A 23,860-nucleotide genomic window follows, 5' to 3' on the forward strand; every position below is an offset into this window, starting at 1 on the left:
CTTATATTCAGAACAATTTTTTATTTGGTTGCTAATTTCTATTTTGATAGGATCAATTATTGGTAAATTGATTGGTGATTTTCACAATAGAAAAGAGAAGTCAGTTTTTACCAAGAAAATCAATGCAAGTGAACGAGACATAGCAAGGTATAGAAGCTTACTGAATGAACAATTGGATCAGGCTAAAGGAGTGCTTTTAGTTTTGGTGATAATGATAATTTTAGGAGTTATATTAAGCATGATACTTAAGGAACTAGTACCAATAATGGGAACCTCTTTTTTCTGTGCAAGCTTAGTTTATTGTTTAATGACACTCAATATTTCAGCAAGAAAAAAAATTTGTGATAGTTTGTGATGACATCGAAAAAATAGTAAGAATGTCTTTATCATTTGCGAGGCGTTAAGTTTTATCTAGCATTGAAATATTTCTATCAGAAGGGAGCTATGTTAATTATGAAACTATACCCAATCGGAACAGTGGTAACACTGACAGATGGTGAACAAGAATTGATGATTACCTCAAGATTTCCACTATATGAAAATAAAGGTATGGTAGGTTATTTTGATTATGCGGGATGTATTTTTCCGCAAGGACAAATAAACGAGAATAACTATTTCTTTAACGAGGAAGATATTAATCTTGTACACTTTGAAGGATACAAATCAAGTGAAGAAATAAAACTTCAAGAAGAAATAAAAAGGCAAATTTCGAAGGTCAAATATTCCAAATTATCTGTAAATGATACTTATTAGATTTTTGATTTAAAGGATTAATATAGGATGACTTTTAAACGAGCCATTTCTATACATAATTAGAAGACAAAGCATTCAAGAATTAGATATATAAAGAATATGAAAATAGTAAAAACTTTGGAACAACCCGAATCACTAAGCCAATGCTTATTTTAGTATGAATAAAGATTACAGAAAAAATGAAAGTTAAAACGCCATTCAGTAGATAAATGGCGTTTTTCTTAAACCGTCCGTAGCCAAATGGTTACGGACTTTTTTTGTTGGGGTTTCTTAACTGGACTTGCTCAACAAAACACAAGCCGTGCTAATAAAATTTTTTTTGAAAGATATTTAGCAATTGGGCAAATAGCTGTTGTTCTACTTTGTCCGTGAGTCCGCTGATAGGGACTAAGAAGAATGGGACATCTGGATCTGGTACTTGTTCTTTGAAGGGGCTGATGAACAAGTCGATGTCTGGGCTGGCTTTGTCTTCAAAGGTTGTGTTGACAAAAGTTAGCAGCGAAAAGAGCTGCAGAAGTTCTTGGACCAGCTGTGAATTAGGAATCGGTGTGATACCGACATTAACGACGATGCTTTCTGGCTGCCAATAGGGCTGGATGATATAGACAATGGTTCTAGTAAGCTCATTAAGTGTCGGTGCTGCCCATTTGAACTTTGTTCTTCTAATGACTTTTGTCAGAAAAACTTTGATCACACTGGCTAATTGAGGATTCAATTTGATCGTCAGTGCTTCTTCCTGCTGGAATTCACGCAGGGCTGGAGTGGCTTGATTTTCTAAATGGAACAGCAAAAAGGCTGAATAAAAATTTAGTGAGATCAGTTGCAAGCTGTCAGGATCTGAAATGTCGCCTTCGTCTTTGAGTAGCGTTAAAAGTTCGTCCAAAACTACCTGCAGCTCGTCGTTTTGTTTCGTTAGTGTCTCCATATAGAGGGTCAGATAAGGTACCCTAAAGTCTTTGATATCCAAAAGCGTTTCTGAATAAAACATCTTGTAAGTCAGAGAGGCCATTTCAGTTTCAAGGTGGCAAGCTGGGACCTTTTGTTTTTCCAAATAATGTTTCATAGGCACTGTTTCTTTTGGCGGATAATAGACAGCTTTTAATGGAAAGGAGTCTACGTAGTGTTCTTGCTCGATCCGCAGCTTTGAGATCAATAAGAAGACGAGCGCTTCATTTGTATTAATATGTATGGAATCATAGAAGCCGATTTGTTTCAGTAAGGTCATTTCATCTTCTGAATCCAGAATCGCCATGATCTCGACGCCTAAAGAACCGATCCAAAGAATGGAATGAAACATTGCCCGAATCTCAAATTCTTGCCCTTCAACCGTCATTGACGATAAGCGAATTCTTATATTGTATCTTTCTAGTGAGGCAATGAAGGGCCTCAAGAGTCTGCGCACGGAGGACACACTGATAAAAAACTTTTTACTAAAATCCTTCAAATCAAATTTTGGATACATCAGCATATGGAGTATGAACTGATAGGGCAAGGATTTTTGGACTAAAAATTGATTGTATTTATTTATTTCAAAAAAATCATTTGACCAGATCACTTTGTGCTGCGGGTTTAATAGATGATAATCAAATAATTCTTGAAAGTCCTTGTTGATTTCTTCGATTAAAAAGAGGGTGGTTTCTTTGGAAAAGGGGAGTCGTTGGACAAGTTGATTGATTGAATAGGTCCCGTTTTCTAATTCGGTCAATAAAGCCACGATCTGCTGTTTTTTGTTTTCTTCGCTAAATAATATGGAATTCATCAGTTCCTCCTAAATTATGTCTAATAACACCTAGTTACAAATAAACTATCACAACCACAAATCGAAAAAATTCCAATTTTCCAACCAAAAAGAGATTGTATTTAGAAAAAACAGCGGATAGCCAGAAGTGAAATAACTAAGAAATATACCTGTCTCTTATACACATCTAGATGTGTATAAGAGACAGCCTAGTTACAAATAAACTATCACAACCACAAATCGAAAAAATTCCAATTTTCCAACCAAAAAGAGATTGTATTTAGAAAAAACAGCGGATAGCCAGAAGTGAAATAACTAAGAAATATACTGAGCATTGATAACATTTCCTGTTTTTCAATAAATAGTAAGAAATACTATAACTATTGTAACGCATAAAAATCTGTTACATCACTAATAAAGTTGTTTTTTATACACATCTAGATGTGTATAAGAGACAGGAAAAAACAGCGGATAGCCAGAAGTGAAATAACTAAGAAATATACTGAGCATTGATAACATTTCCTGTTTTTCAATAAATAGTAAGAAATACTATAACTATTGTAACGCATAAAAATCTGTTACATCACTAATAAAGTTGTTTTCTAATTAAAGGAATCTACTCTTATCCTCATTTTTTAGTTATAGAATGTTTTAGATTAGAGTTGTTTTTCTAATCCGATCATTTGATCGCTTTTTTTGATTGGAAAATTGTGATTGTGGTCAACTAATACAGTTACAGGGTACAAAAAGTCAGTGTTGTTTACAGTAGTAAGGAGGTGTTTGAAGTGAAAAGGGGGATGTTTGAAAAAAGTTTCTTTGCAGGATTGGTTAGTGTGAGTTTAGGTATCGGGGTCACTGGGAATGCTGCTGCGAATCAAGCAGACTCAGAAGGTGAGATCGAGTTGATTCCACATGAATCTCCGACTGATCCAAAAGATCCTGCAGCTCCATCTGAACCACAGGAACCAATTGATCCGAATAATCCAGCGACGGATACTAAAGGTCCTTTATCGTTGGATGTGGTACCAAAGGGATTCTATTTTGGTGCACAAAAAATGTAACAGAAATAGACTAGCTCAACCATTTGATGATGGTTGAGCTTTTTTGTTTTAAGGACGGTTGGTATAATTCACTCTCATTCATGATAAAAGGCAATTATTTTTTATTTAGTAGTACATATTTGTTTTGTCGTGCAAAAATGGTGCCGGAAGGTTCTTAATGATTTCTTTCCAACAATAAATCTGTTATTTTGAATATAGATATTTGTGTTTTCTCTGCCTCCAAAAGCTTGTGAATAGTAATATTTTAACTTTTGGGTAAGGGAAAGCGAGAATGCTTCATTTTGCCAGATTTTTGTACTAGTTTTTTTAATAAATAGGCTTTGTTTTTTATTATCAAGTTTAAAGGGGAGAAGAGGATGAAGAAAAGCGTTTTTTTTTAGCGGCATTAGTGAGTTTACTGGCATTTAGTGGATGTACAGACAAATCGGTGGAGTCGACAGACAGTGCAACCAAAGTCTCAAGCAGCCAAAAGGCGGAGAGTACGGCGACGATCACTTTATTAGATGGAGAAAAAGAGCTTTCGAAAAAGGAAATCACATTTGATAAGGGCGAAAATTTATATGATGTGCTAAAGAAAAATTATGCTGTTGAGGATGACGATGGCATGATCACCTCGATCGATGGCCATGCTCAGGATGCTAAGCAGAATAAATATTGGGTCTTTACGAAAAATGATGAACAAGTCAATGTTGGCGCAAAGGATGTTGAGCTGAAAGAAGGAGATCGAGTGGTGTTTAAGCTTGAACAATTCTAATCGAACGATCTATTCGGTATTCTCATTAGGGGTAAAAGAATTGAGCCTGCTGTCAATGATGGTGGCACTATGTGTAGTCAGTCGAACATTTTTTCAATTTATCGTCAATGTGCAGCCGGTTACGGCGATCCTGCTGATTATCACGATCTACTGGGGAACTTATCAAGGGTTGATAGTGGGGCTTCTTTCGATTCTTATCACGAATTTTTATATGGGGATGGGTGTTTGGACGATCGCCCAAATTACCACGTACTTTTTGATTATCCTGCTGACCGGACTATTGAAGAAAGTACCAAAATTTAAGCAGAGTATTATGATTCAAGCGATTTATGCCGGAATTACGGGTTTGCTGTTTGGCTTGCTTATTTCAGCTGTTCAAGCACCTTTTTTAGGAATATCCGCATTTCTACCCTATTATTTAGCCGGAGTTTCGGTCGATGTGATGCATGCATTTGGAAATGTCGTGTTTTATCTGCTGTTAACCCCGATCTTGCGGAAATTACTAACACAAACGATCCAAAAATGGTATGGTGGAAAGACCAATATTTAGGCAGCCTATGGCTCGTTATTTGTTAAGGGGATGAGAAAAGCGAACACAATGGACGAACTCTATCTCAGGATAGTCAAAATAATTGAAGAAGAACTTCAGCAGCCAGCTAAAAGCTATTCTAGCGGGAAATTTACTGGTGTGGGGTGGTTATTTCCTGCTAATGTTAAAGACGGGGAAGGATCACCGCTGATATCGATGAAGCAATACGAAAAGACTGTAAACCTCTATCTCTTTCTATTTGAAAATGGTCAATCGATTATTTCCCAATATGAGCCAGTCTTCAAAAAAAGCAATATCGGAAAAAGCTGTATTCGGTTAAAAACATTAACACCTGAAAAAGAAGCAGCTATACGCGAATTGATTCAGAAGGCTAAGGAGAGAATTTAGTTGTAGAACTGATAGTAAATGAAAAATGATTGAGCAAGTTGATGATTTTAAACGGTAGATAATTGAAATCGGTATTACTAAAGAAACAGGGATCAAAATCGCAAAAGTGATTTTGATCCCTGTTTCTTTCTGTTTTTGATTAGGTTTGCTTTTTTACAAAGAAGCAGTCTTTTATATTTTCTTTGTGGTTTCTCCAATGATCAAATCAGCATCAATTAAATTATTTTGTATCTGATGAGGATTTTCGATTACTGATAATAACAAGTCCACAGATTTTTCAGCTAAGATATCTTCTCGTTGTCTTAGGTGCGTAAAACGAATGGCATGTTCTAATGAAAAATCAGGAGAATCGAAGCAAATAATTGAATAATCATCGGGAACGCTGTAACCAAGTTCCGTTAAACATTCGTAAAGTAACGTTGCAGGATAATACTCTGTAACCATAAAAGACGTAATTTCCTTGTTATTCACTAAGAATTTTTTTAAGGTTGCAAGAAGTTCAGCCTTTTTCTCAGCAATATCTTTAGGATCTTCGCGATTAAATTTTGGTATTTCTAATACGCCGCCAAAGTAATTTACCCCGTCCTTATTTTCAGATAAATAGAGTTGGGCAGCTAATAGTCGGTCACGAATTGAAGAATTGTGATCCGATAATTTAGAGGCAATCGCAATTTTTTTATGTCCAAGTTCAATTAGATATTTTAAAGCCTTTTCAATTGTTTTGTAGTTATCGGTCGAAACAAAACTTACTTTAGCGTCTTGGATATATCGATCGATTAAAACAATAGGAAATTCTTCTAAAATTAAACGAAGCAATTCTTTTCCTATGAATTCACCAGATGCAGGCCAAATAATCAACCCATCAATTTGTGTTTTAGTAATATCAGTAATTACTTTTGCTTCCGTGTATTGATCATCTTCAGTCCCCATATATAAAAGGTTGATGTTCTCTTTTTGAAGGCGAGCGCTAATCTTATAGAGTAACTGAGTACCAAAACATGGAGAAATTGCTGGGAGAATAACTCCAAAAGTTCTTTTTTGAGTAGCAATATTCACTTTTCCTGAAACGAAGGTTCCTTTTCCAGGGAATCTTTCAATCAGACCTTCCATAACAAGAGAGTCTAGGCTTTTGCGTGCTGTAACACGAGAGACATCGTATTTTTTCATTAATTCTAGCTCAGTGGGTAATTGTTCTCCGTTTGAATAATCCCCTGATTCGATAGCAGTTCTAAGCTCATTCGTAATGGATATATATAGCGGTTCTTTTTTCACCATTTATTTATCCCCCCTCAAGAAATATAACAAACAATACATTTGCAGTCAACGTTGTTTAAAGGCTTATCATTTAAATGTATTGAATAAAAATAAATGGCTCTAATAAGAATACATTGTAGACATTTAAAGATACGTATGATATATTTCTTTTTGTAAAGCGCTTTACAAAAAGAAATGTTGGAGGATACCATGAAAAAAGTTCATATTATTCCGCACAGTCATTGGGATAGAGAGTGGTACATGCCTTACGAAAGGCATCATATGCTGCTAATTGAATTGATTGATGATTTATTAGAGTTATTCGAGAATGATCCAGACTACAAGTGTTTTCATTTGGATGGACAAACTATTTGTTTAGATGATTATTTGGAAGTCAAACCAGAAAAGAGACCTATTCTTGAAAAATTAGTAGCTGAAGGAAAATTAAAGGTAGGGCCGTTTTATATTTTGCAGGATGACTTTTTAACGTCAAGTGAATCGAATGCAAGAAATATGTTAGTCGGTGCTATTGAAAGTAAGAAGTGGACAGATGATTACGTAAAATTAGGCTATTTCCCAGATACTTTCGGAAATATGGGACAGACTCCACAATTAATGAAAGAAATTGGGATTGAAGCTGCGGCCTTTGGTAGAGGTGTAAAACCGACAGGCTTTGGAAATCAGGTATTTGATAATGACAAATATAGTTCAAATTTCTCTGAAATGACTTGGCAAGGTCCAGATGGTAGCGAAATTCTTGGTTTGCTGTTTGCTAATTGGTACAGTAATGGGAAAGAAATTCCAATCGATCCGATTGAAGCAAAGCAATTTTGGGATAAGAAATTAGCTGATGTTGAAAAATATGCTTCAACAGATCAGTTGTTAATGTTGAACGGCAGTGATCACCAACCGGTTCAAAAGAATCTTTCTGAAGCGATTAAGATTGCGAATGAAATCTATCCAGATGTTGAATTTGTTCATTCTGATTTTGATACTTATATAGCAGAACTGAAAGAAGAGTTGCCGCAGAATTTAAATGTTATTGAAGGTGAAATCACCTCACAAGAAACAGATGGCTGGACGACATTGGCCAATACGGCTTCATCTAGAGTTTATTTGAAGCAGGAAAACACAAAAGCCACAAAATATTTAGAGGAACAAGCGGAGCCTTTAGCAGTAATGGCACAAAAAGCAGGATATGACTATCCTGAAAAACAACTTGATTTTGCTTGGAAAATGTTGATGCAAAATCATCCGCATGACAGTATCTGTGGTTGTTCACTTGATGAAGTTCATAAGGAAATGATGACTCGCTATCAAAAAACAGAAAATGTAGCACAGTACATTATTGACGAAAGTGCTCGTCATTTAGAAAAAGCAATTAACACAGAAGAAATAGTTGAAGATGACGCCTCAATGCCGTTTGTTGTTTTTAATACCTCTAGTTCTTCAAAAGCTGGAGTAGTAGACATTGAGTTAATCTATGATCGCCATCTCTTTACTCAAAAAAGAGAGAGTGCGGCGACAATATTTCAAGAATTAAGTGATAAGCCTGTACCTGATTTCTCAGTTGTTGATGCGAATGGAAAGGATATCCCAATTTTTGAAGTTAGTTCTCGAGTAGATTTCAAATTTGATTTGCCAAAAGATGCTTTTCGACAATCATATATGAATCGTTTTGTTAAATTCTCAATAAATATGCCAACAATGAAAGGGTATTCTTGGGAAACCTTCAAATTAAACTTTTCTGAATCAAATGAAAAGGTTAAAGCACCTTTAGCGAAGTCATCACGAGAAATAGAAACGAGTCTTTATAACATTCACATTAATCAAGACGGATCATTAAGGATATTAGATAAAAAAACTGGGCATGAATATGATGATCTTTTGATTTTTGAAGATATGGGTGACCTAGGAAATGAGTACGTTTTCAGAGCGCCGTTGAATGATAAACTTATTTCTACAAGAAATAACACCGCCCAAATAGATATCTTAGAAAATAATAGTGAGTATGTAAAAATAAAAATTGTTCAAACTTTAGATATTCCAGTTAGCATGGACGGTCAATTGCTGTTAGAGCAAAGAAGTCATGTTGATTATCGTGCTAGAACAGCTAAAAGATCCGATAAACTTGAGCGTTTGCAGCTCGAAACACAGATGACAGTCGCTAAAGATAATCCAACGATACAATTTAAAACGAGTTTTGATAATCAAATGCGCGACCATCGCTTGCAAGTATTATTTGGTACCGGACGAAAAACGAGCAAGCATTATGCGGATAGTATTTTTGAAGTTGTTTCTCGCAATAATCAAGTGTCGGATAAATGGAAGAATCCAGAGAACCCGCAGCATACACATGCTTTCGTAAATGTTCACGATGATAATGGCGGCATGACTGTTTCAAATTATGGGTTGAATGAGTATGAAGTAACACGGGATGGTGGATATATCAAAACGACTATCTTGCGTTCAGTGGGAGAACTAGGTGACTGGGGATATTTCCCAACCCCTGAAGCACAATGTTTAGGAAAACAGGAAGTGAGTTATGGGTTGACCTTGCATGATGCAAACGGTTTTTATGCTTCTCTTCATGCGGCTTTCAGCAATCAAGTCCCATTAACTGTGATTGAATCTTCGTATCATGCAGGAACCCTGCCAGCTAAACAAACTTGTTTCGGTCTGAACAATGAAGCAGTTAAAGTCACTGCTTTAAAGAAAAGAAACAATGATCAGCAAACGGTTCTTCGTTGTTACAACTTATCTGAGGATACTCAAAAGATTGAACTAGCTGACGAAAAGCAGTATTGGATGAGCAATTTGCTGGAAGAACAAAAAGAACAAATCAATAATTTGTCTCTAGAAAAGGCACAAATTACAACATTACTTATTGAGGAGTGAATGGATTGAAAGAGTATTTGTTAAGTCGTCAGTATAGACAGTATTCACAGAATCCTCCTATTCAATCTATCTTTACCGCAGATCCTTCTGCACATGTATGGCAAGATGGCCGCTTATATGTTTACGCTTCGCGTGATTTAGATTACACGCCTAGAAAAGCTGACTTCAGCACGATGGATCGCTATCATGTCTTTTCAACAGATGACCTAGTCAACTGGAGAGATGAAGGTGAAATTCTTCAATCAATGGATTTATCTTGGGGTATTCCTGGATTTATGTGGGCTCCAGATGCCGCCTTTAAAGATGGCAGTTACTATTTCTACTTTCCTCACACCAGTGACCATCCATGGAATGATCACTGGAAAATTGGAGTGGCAAAAAGTTCAAATCCAGTGAGCAATTTTGAAGATGTTGGATTTATTGAAGGTGCTGGCGGACATGCATTGATTGATCCGTGTGTATATATTGATGATGATGAAAAAGCGTATCTCTACTATGGTGGAGGTGCGAAAGCATTTCAAGCAGAATTGCATGAGGATATGGTCACTTTAGCAAGCACTCCAGAAAAAATTGACTCACTGGAAGATTTTCATGAGGCAATTTGGGTTTTTAAGCGCAAAGGAATCTATTACTTGACCTATTCTGACAATCATTCTGGGAATAACAGATTGAGATATGCGACAGGACCGACGCCATTAGGACCATGGACACATAAAGGAATCTATCTAGAATCAGTAGGGTTAGAAACTAGTCATGGGTCTGTGGTTGAGTTCAACAATAAATGGTATGCGTTTTATCATACCAATAGCCTTTCGAATATCAATGAATTACGTAATTTCTGCTTCGACGAATTGCATTTTAATGAAGCTGGTGAGATTCTGCCTGTTGCTGTGACAAAGCAAGGAGCGGTTAGATTAGAAATAAGCAAAAGGAAAGCCCCTTCTCATTTTGCTTATCAAACCGCAGAAGATGCTAAATGCCTTGGCTGTGGGATCAAATTAGAATCACACTCTCCTTTTGAACAGGTAATTGTTGATTTAGATTTGATGGGATCAGTTGTCAAATTTGAGAATGTCGAAGGATTTGACGGCGGACGTGTTTCTTTAGGGTTTTATTATTCAACTTCCGAATCGTTAGCAAAATTACGTTTAATTGTTAATGATGTAGATGAATCATTGATCAATTTCCCTTACACAGGTGGGAATCACACTTTTGATGGCTATGTTAATATAACAGTACCATTAGCTTCTGGAAGGACAAATACGATTATGCTTGTCGGTGGACAAGGAGAGGTTATTCTGGAAGCAATATCTAGTCAAAAACTATAAAAAAGGAGAAATATGAATGCCAATATTATTAGCAAGAGTAGATGAAAGATTAATTCACGGGGTTGTAGTAACAGATTGGTTCTCTCATCTCAAACCTAAACGTTTTATGGTAGTAGATGATGTTCTAAGTCAAGATGAAAGCCTGAAACGAACAATGCGGATGGCGAAACCTAGTGGAACTGGAATGTCGATTATTAATACTCAAACGGCAATTGAGAATTTTAAAGCAGGAAAATATGACAATCATGGGGTTTTACTCTTAGTTAAAAGTCCAGCAACATTGATTGAATTGAAAAAGGGTGGCGTTGATATTCCCTTAGTGGATATTGGCATTATTTTCCCTGGTGAGAACAAAGAGCGCGTATCGAAATATGTAGCGTTAAGCAGTCAGGATAAAGCAGATATCAAAGAACTGCAGAATTTAGGATTAAAAGTTGTTTTGCAATATTTACCGAATGATGCTGAACAACCAATTGATGATTTTATTAAATAAAGGATGGAGTGAATGAAATGCCAGAAATGTTACAAAACATTTTAATTATTTTATTAGCGTTTATTATTGGTATGGATGCTGTGGGTTTTCAAGTGTTGGGAACCTTAGTACCGATTTTTATTGGGGTAATTACAGGAGATATGACAACGGCTTTGATTATCTCAGGTACGTTTGGATTAATGGGATTGGGGCTGGCTTCTATCGGAGGAGCATCGATTCCAGATTACACTTTAGCAACTCTCGCAGGTGGATTTATTGCTATTCGATCCGGTGAGGGCCTTGAAACAGCAATTGCAATAGGAGTTCCAGTAGGACTGCTAGCTGTTCAATTAGATATTATTGTAAAATTATTAATCAACTTTGTCAGTAAGAAATCTCAGACCTTGGCCAATCAAGGCAAGTTTAAACAAATGAATAATGCGTTATATGCCGGGCCGGTATTATATGGGTTGAAATTTGCTGTTCCTGTAGCCTTTGTTGTGTTATTCGGTTCAGCCTTTGTCAAAAATGTTTTAAATATTTTACCACAGTGGTTCATGGATGGGTTATCTATTGCAGGTGGCTTGCTTCCAGCAGTCGGGATTGCGATCTTGCTTCATTACATGCCAACGAAAAAGTATCTAGGATTCTTAATTGTTGGGTACGTTTTGGCTGGGTATCTACAACTTCCTGTTCTTGGTGTGGCTTTAGTTGGTCTAGGATTTGCCTATACAATGTTTGTATTGAAAGGTGACAATAAAGCAGTTCCAGCAACAGCGGACGGTACTCCACAAATGGATGAATTAGGAGATGATTTTGATGAATAACGTGAATCAGAAAGAAAAGATTACTCTATCGAAACGGGATAAAGCTAGCGTGTTTTGGCGTTATACAGTGATGGGAAATAACTTATACAATTATGAAACACAACAAGCCCCTTTATTGATTTATTCAATGAATAAGGTTTTGAGAAAAATTTATCCAGATGATGCTGACTATGCAGCTTCATTAAATAATCATTTCAAATACTACAATTCCAATAATATTGTGGGAGAGTCATTGGTGGCAGCATCATTAGCTATGGAAGAACGCGATGGCGTGAAATCATTGGATGCCGTTCAAGCATTAAAAACTTCCTTAATGGGCCCATTTGCTGGAATTGGAGATGCTGTATTTAATATCATGATGTCTACAATTATTGGTTCGATCGTGAGTACAATGTCGGCAGATGGAAATATCTTTGGTCCAATCATCAGTTTCGCTTGGTCCATGTTCATGCTATTTGTAATCAAACGTGGACTATTTTATGGAGGCTACAATTCTGGTTTAGCCATCGTAGAACGTTTTGGAAATCAGTTGAATCGACTAACTGATGCAGCTTCTATTATGGGATTGACAGTTGTTGGATCAATTGTTGCTAGTAATATTCGTTTGCAAACAGGGTTTATTTTAAAAATCGGTAAACTAAAAACAAATATTCAAACAGATATGATTGATAAAATCATGCCGGCATTCTTGCCCGTTATTGCAGTATTTATTCTTTATAAGTTACTTGGGAAAGAAAAGTGGACGCCAACACGCTGTATTGGCTTAGTAATTGTTGTATCACTTTTAGGATCATTATTAGGAATTTTAAGTCCAGCATAAGGAGAGTATCAGATGAGAAAAGTATTAATTGCGACACATGCCCAGATGGCAGAAGGAATAAAAAGCACGGCTGAGTTCATTATTGGGGAAAAAAATAATCTAACGTTTATTAATGCGTATATCAACGATATTCCTTTTAAGGATGAATTGGATCATTTTAAAAAGGATTTAAGTAAGGAAGACGAAGTGGTCATTCTTACGGATATTCTGGCAGGTAGTGTGAATCAAGAGGTCACTCAACTAACTGACAGACCCCATACACATGTGATCACTGGAGTAAATCTACCACTTGTTTTGGGTGTTGCCTTAGCAAATGATACGACATATTTAGATGCGGATCAGTTGAACAAAATTATTGCAGATGCTAAAGAGGCAATCATCTATGTGAATGAATTCGAGCCTGAGATCGATGAGGAAGATGAGTAATAAAAATATGAAGAATAACCAGTTGAAAATCTTAGTACTTGATTTGGACGGAACACTTTTAAATGAGCAAAAAGTCCTAGACGATCGGACTGCAAAGGCTGTTTTTATGGCACATAATCTTTTCGATCATATAGTTATTGCATCAGGAAGAGGCCATGATTCGATTGAAGGCTTTTTCAAACAGATTGGAATACATGGTTATAAAGTGGCACAAAACGGTGCCTATGCGATGAATCCGAAAAATGAATTAATGTACTTCTACCAACTCTCTAAAGAATTGGTAGAAGAAAGTTTTAACTTTGCGTTTAAGAATCAATTGAGCATTTTTTTAACGGGAATTGAGGATAGACTGTACTATCACCCAAATCTTAAAAATAATTCTTATGGCATCAGTACGGTAGCCGAATTTGAAACTATCATGAATACACAAAATTTGAGTTTCTGTAAGTTTAGTTTGGATGTCAGCCATTTGCCAACGCATGAGATTAATCAATTAAAGGAGCAGTTAGTCGCGTTGAATCTAAATGTTGCGCTATCGGATCAACGACATTTTGAAATGACTGAAAAAGGTGTTTCAAAATTGAGTGGTGTCAAAAAAATAGTTGATACTCTTGGTTATTCGTTGGCGGAGGTCATGGCTATTGGCGATTCAGAAAATGATTTGGATCTCATTAGCTCTGTGGGTTACGGTATTGCTATGGAAAATGCAATTCCAGAACTTAAAGAGACGGCTGACTTAGTAATCGGAACCAATGACCAACTAGGTGTTGCTGAGTTTTTGCAAAGCTATCTTAGAAAGGAATCAAAATGATGGAAAATAAATTACTCTCTAGGAGAAATAGAAAATACTCTCAAAATCCGTTTATTCAAACGATTTTTACAGCAGATCCTTCTGCACATGTCTGGGAAGATGGTCGCTTATATGTGTACCCATCTCACGATATCGATCCAGCTAGAGGATGCGATCTTATGGATCAATACCATGTCTTTTCAACGAGTGACATGGTTAATTGGCGAGATGAAGGTGAAATCTTGCGTTCGTCAGATATTGAATGGGGTCGTCCTTCTGGAGGATTCATGTGGGCGCCAGACTGTGCGTATCATAATGGAAAATACTATTTTTATTTTCCGCATCCAAGTGAAGAAAAATGGAATGACAGTTGGAAAATCGGTGTAGCAATAAGCGACAAGCCAACATCAGGTTTTAAAAGCTGTGGATTTATTGAAGGCGTAGGCGGACATGCGATGATTGATCCGGCCGTTTTTATCGATGATGACAATCAAGCCTACTTATACTATGGCGGAGGCAAGAAGGCCAGAGGGGTGAAGTTGTCAGACGACATGGTGACAACTATTGGGGAAGAACAAGAAATGCAAGGATTGCATGATTTTCATGAAGCCACTTGGGTTTTTAAAAGAGAGGGTATCTATTATCTAACTTACTCAGATAATCATCACGGGAACAATAATCTTTGCTATGCAACGAGTGATCATCCGCTTGGTCCGTGGAATTATCAAGGCACCTATTTAGAACCGACTGGTTGTGAGACAAGTCATGGCTCTGTAGTTGAATATCGCGGTCAATGGTATGCTTTTTATCATTCTGATGATTTATCTCATGCTGGGACATTACGATCTATTTGCTGGGACCCGATTGAATTTACTGAAGACGGCTTAATGAAGGTAGTGGTCCAAACACGTAATGGCCATCCGGCACTTGAAACTAATGGTTTAGAGAAGAACGGCGATTTAACTATCTATGGAATAAACAAAGCAAGTGAATTTAAAGGCGCTGAAAAGGTTGAACAAGCTGATGCGTATGAAAAGACATGCTTAAAAAACTTCTCGAAGGAAAATAATAGTGTGGTAGTGTTTGACGAAGTAGATGGCTTTAAGACAGGTAAAGTTAATTTAGGTATTTACTATGCCACACCGGATAAATTAGCAAAATGTATTTTGTTAGTTAATGGTGAGTATGTTTCCTTGCTGAACATGGTATTCAGCGGATCTTGGCGGACCTTTGATGGCTATGCCAATTTTACGCTGCTAATGGAACCTGGGAAAAATAATCGTATTGAATTAATAGCCAGCAGTGGGAACGTGAGCCTTGAAGCAATTAGTGTTGAGGATTATTCATTTTAAGTTGAGTTTCAATATGTCGAGATTACAGAGAATTGGTATCACTTGAGTAAGATCAGTAGATGGATGTTGCAGTCATAGCTACTATTTAAGATGAAGTCTGTATCGCGAAAAGCGTGGAATTAAAACTAACCACGAAGGGTTAATTAAGAGGTGTTTTGAAATGTATGGAGGAATAGAAGCAGGCGGAACAAAATTTGTCTGTGCAGTAAGTGACGAAGACCAAACAATATTGGATCGAATCAGTATTCCAACGACACAACCGGAGGAAACTTTAGCTGCAGTTTTTGATTTTTTTGATCAATATACGTTAAGTGCGATGGGAATCGGTTCGTTCGGGCCGATTGGCATTGATGAGGAAAAAGAAAACTATGGGTATATTTTGGCAACGCCTAAAGCAGGATGGGCCGATTATGATTTTCTTAGCAAAATGAAGAGTCATTATGATATCCCTATTTTTTGGACGACCGATGTTAATGCGGCAGCCTATGGGGAAATAAAAAAGGGCGCCGCGAAAAGTAAAACAAGCTGTGTCTATCTCACTGTTGGAACAGGCATTGGCGGCGGTATAGTAGTTAATAATAAGATATTTTCAGGTATCGGTCATCCGGAGATGGGGCATATTCATGTCAAACGCCATCCTAAAGATGATTATCTAGGGGCGTGTCCTTATCATGGAGACTGTCTAGAAGGAATAGCGGCAGGACCGAGTTTAGAAGCACGAACGGGTATCAAAGGACAAGAAATGCCTGATGACCATCCTGTGTGGGATATTCAGGCGTATTATATCGCTCAAGCTTTAGTGAACTACACGCTGATTTTAGCACCCGAAATGTTTGTTTTAGGCGGCGGTGTGATGAATCAAGACCACTTACTACAAAAAATTCGCCAATCATTTAAGAAACAGATGGCAGGTTATATGGAAACACCAGAGTTGAACGAATATATTCAACGTTGGGGCTTGCCTAATGAAAGCGGGATCATCGGAAGCTTGCTCCTAGCTGAAGAAGCGAAAAAAACGACTAAAGCATTTTAAATAGACGATGACACTAATATTTTAAAGTGATAAAGGAGAAAATGATGAGCTATTTTCCAAATGTAAAAACAATTGACTATGAAGGACCAGATACAGAAAATAAGTTTGCTTTCAGACATTACAACGCTAAAGAAGTTTTCGCTGGAAAAACAATGAAGGAACATTTACGTTTTGCTGTGGCATATTGGCATACGATGACTCAAGATGGATCAGATCCTTTTGGTGATCCAACGAATAAGCGTACTTGGTTTGGTGAAACGGAAATGGAAACTGCTAAAAATCGGGTAGAGGCATTCTTTGAAATTTTGGAGAAATTGGATGTTGAATTCTTTTGTTTTCATGATGTAGATATCGCTCCGCAAGGAAATTCCTTAGCTGAATTTTTTGAGAATTTAGATGAAATGACAGATTTGATCAAGGAAAAGATGGATCAAACAGGAATCAAATTGTTGTGGAATACCGCAAATATGTTCTCGCATCCACGCTATGTCAATGGAGCAGCTTCTACAAATAGTGCCGATGTCTACGCGTATGCGGCAGCCCAAGTGAAAAAAGGGTTGGACATTAGTAAAAAACTTGGCGGCGAGAATTATGTTTTCTGGGGCGGACGTGAAGGATATGAGAGCCTGCTTAATACCGATATGAAATTTGAGCAAGAGAACATTGCACGATTATTTAAAATGGCCGTTGCTTATGGGGAGAAAATTGGTCATAAACCACAGTTTTTGATTGAACCTAAACCGAAAGAACCATCAAAGCATCAATATGATTTTGATGCTGCAACAACAATGGCATTTATTCAAAAGTATGATCTTGCAGGAGATTTCAAACTAAATTTAGAAGCAAATCACGCTACATTGGCGGGACATACCTTTGAACATGAGTTGAATGTTGCTCGTGATTATGATGCACTAGGCTCTATTGACGCCAATCAAGGGGATGTGCTTTTAGGTTGGGATACGGATGAATTTCCTACCAATGTTTATGATGTCACTTTAGCAATGTATGAAATTTTAGAAAATGGCGGGATTGCTCCTGGAGGCATTAACTTTGATTCAAAAGTTCGACGTTCTTCTTTTGAAATGGAAGATTTATTATTGGCGCATATTGCTGGAATGGATACCTTTGCTCGAGGATTGAAAGCTGCGGTCAGATTGAAAGAAGATCAGTTCTTCGATGAGTTGAAAGCCGCTCGTTATTCCTCTTTCAAGACAGGGATTGGCGCTAAAATCATTGAAGATCAAGAAAGTTTAGAAACCTTAACAGATTATGCGTTGAACTTAAAAAATATCGAGCTGGAATCCAGTCACATTGAATACGTGAAGAATCGCTTAAACGATTATCTTTATTAAAAACGACGGCTGAAATATCTATGAAGATATTTCAGCTTTTTATAGTGAAAGAGGTGCTGATTAAATGGTTTATGTTTTAGGTATTGATTTAGGTACCAGTTCGTTGAAAGGGGTGTTGGTTGATCAAGAAGGAAAGGTGGTTGCCAGTGAGGCTTCTGAATACCCGCTGTTCTCTGAAAAACCAGGGTATAGTGAACAAGACCCGCATTGCTGGATTGAGGCTTTCGAAATTGTGTTAAATAAATTGATTTTGGCTGTGCCGGATATGAAGCGTCAGCTAAAAGGAATCAGCTTTTCTGGTCAAATGCACAGCTTAGTTTTATTAGATGAAAACAACGAGGTTCTTCGGAAGGCCATTTTGTGGAATGATGTTCGAACAAGTAAGCAATGCGAAGAAATAAATAAAAAAATGGGCAGCAGACTAATTGAGATTACTGGAAATATCGCATTGGAAGGTTTAACGTTGCCCAAAATTCTTTGGGTTCAAGAAAACGAACCGCATATTTGGGAAAAGGTGGCCCATCTAATGCTGCCAAAAGATTATTTAGCCTATTGGCTTACAGGAAACTATTCCACGGACTACTCTGATGGTGCAGGGACCTTATTATTGGATATCAAGGAGAAGCAATGGTCTGTTGAAATATTACAAGAATTTACTATCGCGAAAGAACTCCTGCCTGAATTGTATGAGTCTTCAGAATGTGTAGGAGAGCTTTCCAATCGCATAAGGGAAAAATTTGGTTTTACAGAATCAATCGCAGTGTTTGCGGGCGGTGCTGACAATGCTTGCGCTGCGTTAGGTGCAGGCCTGACCTCTCCGAATGTTGGTTTGGTCTCGATTGGAACCAGCGGTGTTTTCTTATCTAATGAAGAAAATGCAGATTCTAATTATAGAGGGAAATTACATTTATTCAATGCAGCGATGCCCAATCGTTATTACTCGATGGGGGTAACACTCTCAGCTGGAAGCTCATTGAGTTGGTTTAGAAATACGTTTGCGAAAGGGCAGAATTTTGACGAACTATTGAGTGAAGTCGGAGCGGTTTCTCCGGGGGCGGAAGGTCTTTTGTTCACGCCTTATTTAGTAGGGGAAAGAACTCCGTATGCAGATAGTCTGATCCGAGGCAGCTTCATTGGACTAGATGCCCGTCATGAAATGAAGCATTTTTCTAGAGCAGTATTGGAAGGAATTACGTTCTCATTGAAAGACTCGCAAGAAATGATGAAAGCTACTAAAAAAGAACCAATTGAATACTTAGTTTCGGTTGGTGGTGGGGCAAAAAATCCAGCGTGGTTACAAATGCAGGCAGATATTTTTGACGTACCGATTCACACTTTAACTACTGAACAAGGACCAGGTTTGGGTGCGGCGATACTAGCAGCAGTAGGCTCAGGTATGTTTGAGACTTTTGAAGACTGTGTTAAAAAATTTGTTTCCTATGCATCGATCTACACTCCTGAGATAGGTAGTGTTGAAAAATATAAAAAAATCTATCCTATCTATCAACAAGTTTATTCTGCAACAAAATCAATTTGTCATCAGTTATCTGAAATATAAAATCAACCATAAAAGCAATATCGGATAAACTGTATTCGGTTAAAAGCATTTACACCTGATTGACAGTGAATTAGTCACGTTTGAACCGCTAGGAAATGAAAAATGGTAAGAGAATAATTGTAAAAAGCAAAGTGCGCCCTCTAAGTTAGATTTTTGGTCTAATCTAGAGGACGCATTTTATTTTCTTAAATATCGCCTATTTTGAATCCATTGCGTTTTTCTTCAAAAGATTTTAGCATCGCGGCTTTCTTAGGATCTCTATATTTATGTTCATTCTTTTTGACTCTTGAAAGAGTAATTAAGGCTGCGGTCTGCTGTTTACGCTCTTGAATCGATGTTTTCAGTATTTTGTTCTTGTTCACTTTAACCATTATCCAAGGCCTCCTCAATTATTTTAACCAATTATATCAAAAGTTGGGAATTTTGAGTTGATGAATAGGCTGAAATCTCCCCTTGCGATCGCAAAGAGAGGTGATGACTTGAGCAGGGATATCTTACTTAATCATTTTGAGAAGGTCTTCATGAGGACTCGTCTTTGAAACCTTTTCAGTTATTTTTTTACCAGTATTTTCTACATCGACTACGCGCAATCCAGTAGAAATAAGATAATTTAAATAAGAGTTTAAACTGACTTCTTCTAGTTTTGCTCGTTCTTTGATCTCACTGTGCAATGACTTTGGTAATCTTAACGTTACTCTTCCAGAAGCGGATACATCTTTTTTAGGTTTTGGTATTTCAACGCCTGAGCCTATGGCAGCGTGGAACCATTCCAATTTAGCTTCATCCAACTCTTCTAAACCCTCGTTTATTGAGTCCGCATAGATAGTAAGACCCGGTAATTCAGGATAAGAGACTGCAAAATATTCATCACCGTCATCAATTACTTTCTGAATACTGATAGCATAATTTAATTTCATTAATTCATCTATATTTTTCATAATTATCCTTCCTTTATTTCATCAATCCAACACAAAAAATCCTTCACATAAGGAGCTTTGATAGGATTTCTTCTAGGCAATGGCTTAATCGGTAATTTTATCTTTGGATGTCTTACAGAATAATGAGATCCACCTGATTTGTTTTCAACAATGAAATCATATAATTCCAAAAGCCGTTTCATATCATCAAAAGAAGTGTTATGAGGAGAATTCTTTATTTTAGTATACAGTTTTTCTTTTTTACCCAACAAACATCACGCACCACATCCAGTGTCACTTTGATACACAAAGTATCGCACATCTTTTTTGAAATATCAAATGATTTTTCTCATCTATTCCATAGCTTCCCAATACAAATTTATTTAGATCACTTTAATGAAATAAACGTAAAAATGTCGACGGATAACTAAATTTAACCAAACCCCTGCGATCGCAAAATCGCAGGGGGATTTTATCGTATAGTCATCACGGATCACGCCCACTTAACCAATGCTTGAAAAGTGCGATGACCAAGCTCACAAAGACCGGTGCAAGGACGTATCTTACCAGCTCACCCAAGTTTGCAGCACCTCCTTTCCGGAATGAGAGGTGATGACTTGAGAGAGGATAGGCTTAATTAATCATTTCGAGAAGTTCTTCATGAAGACTCATCCTTGTTTTTGCCTTTTCTACCCCAGAGACGGGAGAGCTTTCGTTTAAGCGTGCCACTGTTCTTATTCGGCACTTGGGATGGTTCTTGGGAGATTGGGATTACTTCATTATCTGATTCTATTGGCAAAGAAACGTTTGAGTTAGGTAGGTCGTTAATTGGTGCCGCTACTGGTAAACTTAGTGCTTCGACTTTTGGTGCTAAGTTCTTCTGCGATAATTTCTCCAAGGCAGGCGGGCAGGCTAAATCCACGAATTTCTCGTATTTCGGTTTTGGACAAGTGGCAGCATGGACATCAATTGGCTTCGGTGCGACTGATAGTTCAATGGATTCGACTGGATGCTCTGGATCGAATTGGATATATTTAGTGGTTTCAACGTACTTACAGGTATCGACTTCGGCATATGTTTTCACGCCATCTTCTTCTTCAAAAATATCTAGCGTAGTCAATAACTCCAATGCTTCGCGAATTTCTTCGGCAGTTTTTTCGACTGTTGGATTTTTGACAATTAGATTCTGTTTCTTACCGTTGCTTTTATAAAAAGTTGAGACTAATTTTTTGGTTTTGATCGTTTTTACAGCGTACATAGTTTTCATTCCTTTCTTTTTTTAAGAATTGATTCATTCAACTTGCGCTTCCGGAGCGCCAAATAAATTACTGATAGAGAAGCGGCTTCGCACAGCGTTGATCGCTTTTTCGGCATATTGACGGACAGGGAAGACCCGTAGGTTTAAGTATTTCCATTCTTTTGAAGTGAAATAATGTTTGAAGTAGAAAAAGAATTTTTTGATGATTTTGGTGACTTTTCGTTGCGAAAAGAGGTGTTGCACCAGTTCCTTCAAGATCAAATGAAATTCGCCATCTCCAAGGCGTTCGCGGATATTGAGCGCCATCAGGTATTGCACGGTGCTGTCGGCATCGCCAGAGATTCTGTAGTACGAGTCGATGCGTTTTTCAAGGGTGTTTTTCTTTAAGCTAAATAGTTGTTTAGATGTAAATGGTTGTTCGTTCATAGTATTTTCTCCTTTTTTTTATAGTTCCCGAAGCTTGCGCAAGTCTTCTGAGATAAATCAATCCTAGGATTTATGTATAAATAAGGGCGGCAGACGATTACCGCCCAAACAGTTCAACGATTAAAAAAGAATCGTTTCGTTGGTTTCCACGAACATCGCACTTTCCGCGGTGTCGTAGAGATTATTGCCGTCTTTACTGAATAATTCTAGCGGACCAATCTGATCCAATAGCCCTTTGAGTTCAGCAGGCGTATTGGTCGTATCTGGATTGGGAAGGCTCCAGGTCTGACTGTTTCCTCCACTGGTTTTAAAATTTGCGACTAGTTTTAACATCTGTTTTCCTCCTTCTTTTGTAGGAATTATCCAACGACGAGAGAGAGTAAGAACTGTTGATTTTTTGCCGTTGGATAACTCCATCCATCATTTACTTCGTATAACGTTTTTGACTGGTTAATACGACACCATCCAGCGAGCTGCCTTCTGGTGACAGCGTGGTCATAATCTCACCGAGCGTCAACACCGCATTCTCATCTGGTTCATCAACGACATGTTGAAAATTGATATTTTGTAATTTCTCCTCATTTGGTGTGTCGATCTGTACTTTTAGCTTGCTGCTAAGTTTTTGGATCATAAGTTTTTCCTCCATAGTCATTTTTCGTTTGGTTCCGGCCGGTGACTTAACGATAAGGCAGAAAGTAAAACTAGGTCAAAACCGCCAAAATTACATTTTGCACGCAAAAATGCAGCTTTTTGTGGTCATCTGAGATGGAAAACCGCTACATAATAGGCTTTACAGAAATTAAGAAGGGGTTAATCCTGCAAATTTGGAAGGGTTATGTAATATTGAACACTTTGACAAGAGTAGAAATGCAGGAACTGTTAAGAAAGCTGAATATAGCAGTGTTTTGTAAGCTAACCTTAAAGATATTAGTTGCGAAAAAAGGGAGGGAAATTTAGTTGAAATTGTCTGTCTTAATAATTTCTTAACATTTAAACGGATACCGCAAGATGTCCGTTCATGTATAAAAAGGCAAAAACCTACGCAACCCATTCATGAGCTGCGTAGGTTTATAAGCGTTTACAAAACATCCGCTGTATCTATATATTTGCTGCTGTATTTTAACAAGGACTCGTGGAGATATCGTTGATGGAAAACACCTCGCTCGGTGACCCAATGCTGCAGCAGTGATCGATTTCGGATTGACTTTAGAAAAGGTGTCTGCGGCAGTTGAACATAGTCCAGCGGGTCCCCATTATAGTGATCGGTCAACGAATACTCGCGCCGCAGGTAACAAAGTACATAAATCACCTTTTCAGCCTGATCAATGATACTACGCATTTGTGTGGGCGTTTCGAGGACTAACCCGTTGCTCAGCTCCGCAAAGCATCTCCCGTGAATTGTCTTCAAATCATAAATATCTAACGGGTTTAACCACATACAATTCTTTGGCCGTTCAAGGGGAAATAGGGCGTAGTGCCAATTCACAAAAGGAACTTTATAGGATGGAAACTCTTTGATCGACTTAAAACAGCGCTTAGTCAACGAGTAATCGAAGAATCGGTGCGTCTTAAAAAAACTATCCAGAGTTTTTAAAGTGTTTTTCTTGGATAATGACGGTTGACCATCACGGATAACCAACGTACCAAGATCGCAGGGAGCCACTAAAAGTGCGGAAATATTTGTTAAATCAAAGCGGTTAAATTCAGGTGCATTATCCACTAATTCGAGCCACTCCTCAGAAATTTTGTTGTTATACAGAACCCTCTCACTTAACGTTTCATTTGACATGTGCATCACTCCTTTTTTGTATAACTTCAGTATACACGAATAAAAAACCCATACACTTTATAAGAAATTAAACATAACGTGGGAAAACTGATGACATCAAAAGAAATAGACAATGTT

28 protein-coding genes are annotated in these 23,860 nt (G+C 37.5%); 17 read left to right on the top strand and 11 right to left on the bottom strand.

Annotated features, from left to right (window positions below; translation table 11 throughout):
* Window positions 1–355: hypothetical protein (locus A5875_RS23795; RefSeq protein ID WP_176244733.1), on the top strand; the 355-nt coding region annotated here is incomplete at its 5' end.
* An 89-nt stretch (window positions 356–444) separates the two neighbouring features.
* Entirely contained in the window at window positions 445–753 is a 309-nt protein-coding gene (locus A5875_RS16735) for a DUF4176 domain-containing protein (RefSeq protein WP_176244734.1), read from the top strand.
* Between the two features lie 304 nt (window positions 754–1,057).
* On the opposite strand, the gene A5875_RS16740 is transcribed toward A5875_RS16735, so the two are convergent.
* The gene (locus tag A5875_RS16740) at window positions 1,058–2,512 is read right to left on the bottom strand and encodes a helix-turn-helix domain-containing protein (RefSeq protein ID WP_088934759.1); all 1,455 of its coding nucleotides are present in this window, start codon (window positions 2,510–2,512) and stop codon (window positions 1,058–1,060) included.
* Between the two features lie 764 nt (window positions 2,513–3,276).
* Between A5875_RS16740 and A5875_RS16745 the strand changes: the two genes are divergently transcribed.
* The 4 genes from A5875_RS16745 to A5875_RS16765 all read left to right on the top strand — a co-directional run bounded on the left by A5875_RS16745 (window position 3,277) and on the right by A5875_RS16765 (window position 5,243).
* On the top strand, window positions 3,277–3,552 hold the full coding sequence (locus tag A5875_RS16745) for a WxL domain-containing protein (RefSeq protein ID WP_254911903.1): 276 nt from the start codon (window positions 3,277–3,279) through the stop codon (window positions 3,550–3,552).
* Between the two features lie 388 nt (window positions 3,553–3,940).
* Entirely contained in the window at window positions 3,941–4,306 is a 366-nt protein-coding gene (locus A5875_RS16755) for a DUF4430 domain-containing protein (protein ID WP_088934761.1), read from the top strand.
* Complete coding sequence (locus A5875_RS16760; protein ID WP_088934762.1) at window positions 4,293–4,856, top strand: ECF transporter S component; 564 nt, start codon at window positions 4,293–4,295, stop codon at window positions 4,854–4,856. Before A5875_RS16755 ends, A5875_RS16760 begins: the two co-directional genes overlap by 14 nt.
* Before the next feature lie 48 nt (window positions 4,857–4,904).
* Window positions 4,905–5,243, top strand: a complete 339-nt coding sequence (locus A5875_RS16765) for a hypothetical protein (RefSeq protein ID WP_088934763.1) — start codon at window positions 4,905–4,907, stop codon at window positions 5,241–5,243.
* A gap of 171 nt (window positions 5,244–5,414) precedes the next feature.
* On the opposite strand, the gene A5875_RS16770 is transcribed toward A5875_RS16765, so the two are convergent.
* Entirely contained in the window at window positions 5,415–6,518 is a 1,104-nt protein-coding gene (locus A5875_RS16770) for a GntR family transcriptional regulator (protein WP_088934764.1), read from the bottom strand.
* A 189-nt stretch (window positions 6,519–6,707) separates the two neighbouring features.
* On the opposite strand from A5875_RS16770, the gene A5875_RS16775 reads away from it, so the two are divergent.
* The 11 genes from A5875_RS16775 to xylB all read left to right on the top strand — a co-directional run bounded on the left by A5875_RS16775 (window position 6,708) and on the right by xylB (window position 19,353).
* Window positions 6,708–9,395 (top strand): alpha-mannosidase, encoded by a 2,688-nt coding sequence (locus A5875_RS16775; protein WP_088934765.1) that lies wholly within the window; start codon window positions 6,708–6,710, stop codon window positions 9,393–9,395.
* Between the two features lie 5 nt (window positions 9,396–9,400).
* Entirely contained in the window at window positions 9,401–10,723 is a 1,323-nt protein-coding gene (locus A5875_RS16780) for a family 43 glycosylhydrolase (protein ID WP_207114163.1), read from the top strand.
* Between the two features lie 16 nt (window positions 10,724–10,739).
* Window positions 10,740–11,216 carry a PTS system mannose/fructose/N-acetylgalactosamine-transporter subunit IIB gene (locus tag A5875_RS16785; protein WP_088934767.1) on the top strand — a complete coding sequence of 159 codons (477 nt, stop codon included), beginning with the start codon at window positions 10,740–10,742 and terminating at the stop codon, window positions 11,214–11,216.
* A 17-nt stretch (window positions 11,217–11,233) separates the two neighbouring features.
* Complete coding sequence (locus A5875_RS16790) at window positions 11,234–12,022, top strand: PTS mannose/fructose/sorbose/N-acetylgalactosamine transporter subunit IIC (RefSeq protein ID WP_242551203.1); 789 nt, start codon at window positions 11,234–11,236, stop codon at window positions 12,020–12,022.
* Window positions 12,015–12,842: a PTS system mannose/fructose/sorbose family transporter subunit IID gene (locus tag A5875_RS16795; protein WP_242551204.1), complete on the top strand. Its 828-nt coding sequence runs from the start codon at window positions 12,015–12,017 to the stop codon at window positions 12,840–12,842. Before A5875_RS16790 ends, A5875_RS16795 begins: the two co-directional genes overlap by 8 nt.
* 12 nt (window positions 12,843–12,854) lie before the next feature.
* The gene (locus A5875_RS16800; RefSeq protein ID WP_088934769.1) at window positions 12,855–13,268 is read left to right on the top strand and encodes a PTS sugar transporter subunit IIA; all 414 of its coding nucleotides are present in this window, start codon (window positions 12,855–12,857) and stop codon (window positions 13,266–13,268) included.
* Complete coding sequence (locus A5875_RS16805; RefSeq protein WP_176244735.1) at window positions 13,261–14,079, top strand: HAD family hydrolase; 819 nt, start codon at window positions 13,261–13,263, stop codon at window positions 14,077–14,079. The genes A5875_RS16800 and A5875_RS16805 overlap by 8 nt, the downstream gene beginning before the upstream one ends.
* Window positions 14,079–15,410 (top strand): family 43 glycosylhydrolase, encoded by a 1,332-nt coding sequence (locus A5875_RS16810; protein ID WP_217809353.1) that lies wholly within the window; start codon window positions 14,079–14,081, stop codon window positions 15,408–15,410. The genes A5875_RS16805 and A5875_RS16810 overlap by 1 nt, the downstream gene beginning before the upstream one ends.
* A 160-nt stretch (window positions 15,411–15,570) precedes the next feature.
* Window positions 15,571–16,443 (top strand): ROK family protein, encoded by an 873-nt coding sequence (locus tag A5875_RS16815; protein ID WP_088934772.1) that lies wholly within the window; start codon window positions 15,571–15,573, stop codon window positions 16,441–16,443.
* Between the two features lie 44 nt (window positions 16,444–16,487).
* Complete coding sequence (gene xylA / locus A5875_RS16820; RefSeq protein ID WP_088934773.1) at window positions 16,488–17,795, top strand: xylose isomerase; 1,308 nt, start codon at window positions 16,488–16,490, stop codon at window positions 17,793–17,795.
* Between the two features lie 64 nt (window positions 17,796–17,859).
* Window positions 17,860–19,353 (top strand): xylulokinase, encoded by a 1,494-nt coding sequence (xylB, locus tag A5875_RS16825; RefSeq protein WP_088934774.1) that lies wholly within the window; start codon window positions 17,860–17,862, stop codon window positions 19,351–19,353.
* A 185-nt stretch (window positions 19,354–19,538) separates the two neighbouring features.
* On the opposite strand, the gene A5875_RS16830 is transcribed toward xylB, so the two are convergent.
* From A5875_RS16830 to A5875_RS16870, 9 genes are all read right to left on the bottom strand, one after another.
* Complete coding sequence (locus tag A5875_RS16830; RefSeq protein WP_088934775.1) at window positions 19,539–19,724, bottom strand: hypothetical protein; 186 nt, start codon at window positions 19,722–19,724, stop codon at window positions 19,539–19,541.
* Window positions 19,725–19,847: 123 nt separating this feature from the next.
* On the bottom strand, window positions 19,848–20,291 hold the full coding sequence (locus tag A5875_RS16835) for a type II toxin-antitoxin system HicB family antitoxin (protein ID WP_088934776.1): 444 nt from the start codon (window positions 20,289–20,291) through the stop codon (window positions 19,848–19,850).
* A 2-nt stretch (window positions 20,292–20,293) separates the two neighbouring features.
* Entirely contained in the window at window positions 20,294–20,542 is a 249-nt protein-coding gene (locus A5875_RS16840; protein WP_088934777.1) for a hypothetical protein, read from the bottom strand.
* 214 nt (window positions 20,543–20,756) lie between these two features.
* Window positions 20,757–20,849: a type I toxin-antitoxin system Fst family toxin gene (locus A5875_RS23330; protein ID WP_141108356.1), complete on the bottom strand. Its 93-nt coding sequence runs from the start codon at window positions 20,847–20,849 to the stop codon at window positions 20,757–20,759.
* 79 nt (window positions 20,850–20,928) lie between these two features.
* Entirely contained in the window at window positions 20,929–21,528 is a 600-nt protein-coding gene (locus tag A5875_RS16845) for a DUF2922 domain-containing protein (protein WP_176244736.1), read from the bottom strand.
* A gap of 33 nt (window positions 21,529–21,561) precedes the next feature.
* On the bottom strand, window positions 21,562–21,954 hold the full coding sequence (locus A5875_RS16850; RefSeq protein WP_088934779.1) for a hypothetical protein: 393 nt from the start codon (window positions 21,952–21,954) through the stop codon (window positions 21,562–21,564).
* A 120-nt stretch (window positions 21,955–22,074) separates the two neighbouring features.
* Window positions 22,075–22,287, bottom strand: coding sequence for a DUF2922 domain-containing protein (locus tag A5875_RS16855; protein ID WP_088934780.1), 213 nt, complete (start codon window positions 22,285–22,287; stop codon window positions 22,075–22,077).
* Window positions 22,288–22,378: 91 nt separating this feature from the next.
* A complete protein-coding gene (locus tag A5875_RS16860) occupies window positions 22,379–22,585 on the bottom strand; it encodes a hypothetical protein (RefSeq protein ID WP_088934781.1) in 207 nt (68 codons plus the stop codon).
* A gap of 447 nt (window positions 22,586–23,032) precedes the next feature.
* Window positions 23,033–23,743 carry a hypothetical protein gene (locus A5875_RS16870; RefSeq protein WP_088934783.1) on the bottom strand — a complete coding sequence of 237 codons (711 nt, stop codon included), beginning with the start codon at window positions 23,741–23,743 and terminating at the stop codon, window positions 23,033–23,035.
* Between the last annotated feature and the right edge of the window lie 117 nt (window positions 23,744–23,860).

The organism is Enterococcus sp. 3H8_DIV0648 (assembly GCF_002140655.1).
Lineage (GTDB): Bacteria > Bacillota > Bacilli > Lactobacillales > Enterococcaceae > Enterococcus_A > Enterococcus_A hulanensis.

Bases quoted from the DNA above. Each gene is read 5' to 3' on its own strand.
- A5875_RS16735 (WP_176244734.1), top strand. From the start codon at position 445: ATGTTAATTATGAAACTATACCCAATCGGAACAGTGGTAACACTGACA.
- A5875_RS16740 (WP_088934759.1), bottom strand. From the start codon at position 2,512: ATGAATTCCATATTATTTAGCGAAGAAAACAAAAAACAGCAGATCGTG.
- A5875_RS16765 (WP_088934763.1), top strand. From the start codon at position 4,905: ATGGACGAACTCTATCTCAGGATAGTCAAAATAATTGAAGAAGAACTT.
- A5875_RS16770 (WP_088934764.1), bottom strand. From the start codon at position 6,518: ATGGTGAAAAAAGAACCGCTATATATATCCATTACGAATGAGCTTAGA.
- A5875_RS16775 (WP_088934765.1), top strand. From the start codon at position 6,708: ATGAAAAAAGTTCATATTATTCCGCACAGTCATTGGGATAGAGAGTGG.
- A5875_RS16785 (WP_088934767.1), top strand. From the start codon at position 10,740: ATGCCAATATTATTAGCAAGAGTAGATGAAAGATTAATTCACGGGGTT.
- A5875_RS16790 (WP_242551203.1), top strand. From the start codon at position 11,234: ATGCCAGAAATGTTACAAAACATTTTAATTATTTTATTAGCGTTTATT.
- A5875_RS16795 (WP_242551204.1), top strand. From the start codon at position 12,015: ATGAATAACGTGAATCAGAAAGAAAAGATTACTCTATCGAAACGGGAT.
- A5875_RS16800 (WP_088934769.1), top strand. From the start codon at position 12,855: ATGAGAAAAGTATTAATTGCGACACATGCCCAGATGGCAGAAGGAATA.
- A5875_RS16805 (WP_176244735.1), top strand. From the start codon at position 13,261: ATGAGTAATAAAAATATGAAGAATAACCAGTTGAAAATCTTAGTACTT.
- A5875_RS16810 (WP_217809353.1), top strand. From the start codon at position 14,079: ATGGAAAATAAATTACTCTCTAGGAGAAATAGAAAATACTCTCAAAAT.
- A5875_RS16815 (WP_088934772.1), top strand. From the start codon at position 15,571: ATGTATGGAGGAATAGAAGCAGGCGGAACAAAATTTGTCTGTGCAGTA.
- xylA (WP_088934773.1), top strand. From the start codon at position 16,488: ATGAGCTATTTTCCAAATGTAAAAACAATTGACTATGAAGGACCAGAT.
- xylB (WP_088934774.1), top strand. From the start codon at position 17,860: ATGGTTTATGTTTTAGGTATTGATTTAGGTACCAGTTCGTTGAAAGGG.
- A5875_RS16830 (WP_088934775.1), bottom strand. From the start codon at position 19,724: ATGGTTAAAGTGAACAAGAACAAAATACTGAAAACATCGATTCAAGAG.
- A5875_RS16835 (WP_088934776.1), bottom strand. From the start codon at position 20,291: ATGAAAAATATAGATGAATTAATGAAATTAAATTATGCTATCAGTATT.
- A5875_RS16845 (WP_176244736.1), bottom strand. From the start codon at position 21,528: ATGTACGCTGTAAAAACGATCAAAACCAAAAAATTAGTCTCAACTTTT.
- A5875_RS16850 (WP_088934779.1), bottom strand. From the start codon at position 21,954: ATGAACGAACAACCATTTACATCTAAACAACTATTTAGCTTAAAGAAA.
- A5875_RS16855 (WP_088934780.1), bottom strand. From the start codon at position 22,287: ATGTTAAAACTAGTCGCAAATTTTAAAACCAGTGGAGGAAACAGTCAG.
- A5875_RS16860 (WP_088934781.1), bottom strand. From the start codon at position 22,585: ATGATCCAAAAACTTAGCAGCAAGCTAAAAGTACAGATCGACACACCA.
- A5875_RS16870 (WP_088934783.1), bottom strand. From the start codon at position 23,743: ATGTCAAATGAAACGTTAAGTGAGAGGGTTCTGTATAACAACAAAATT.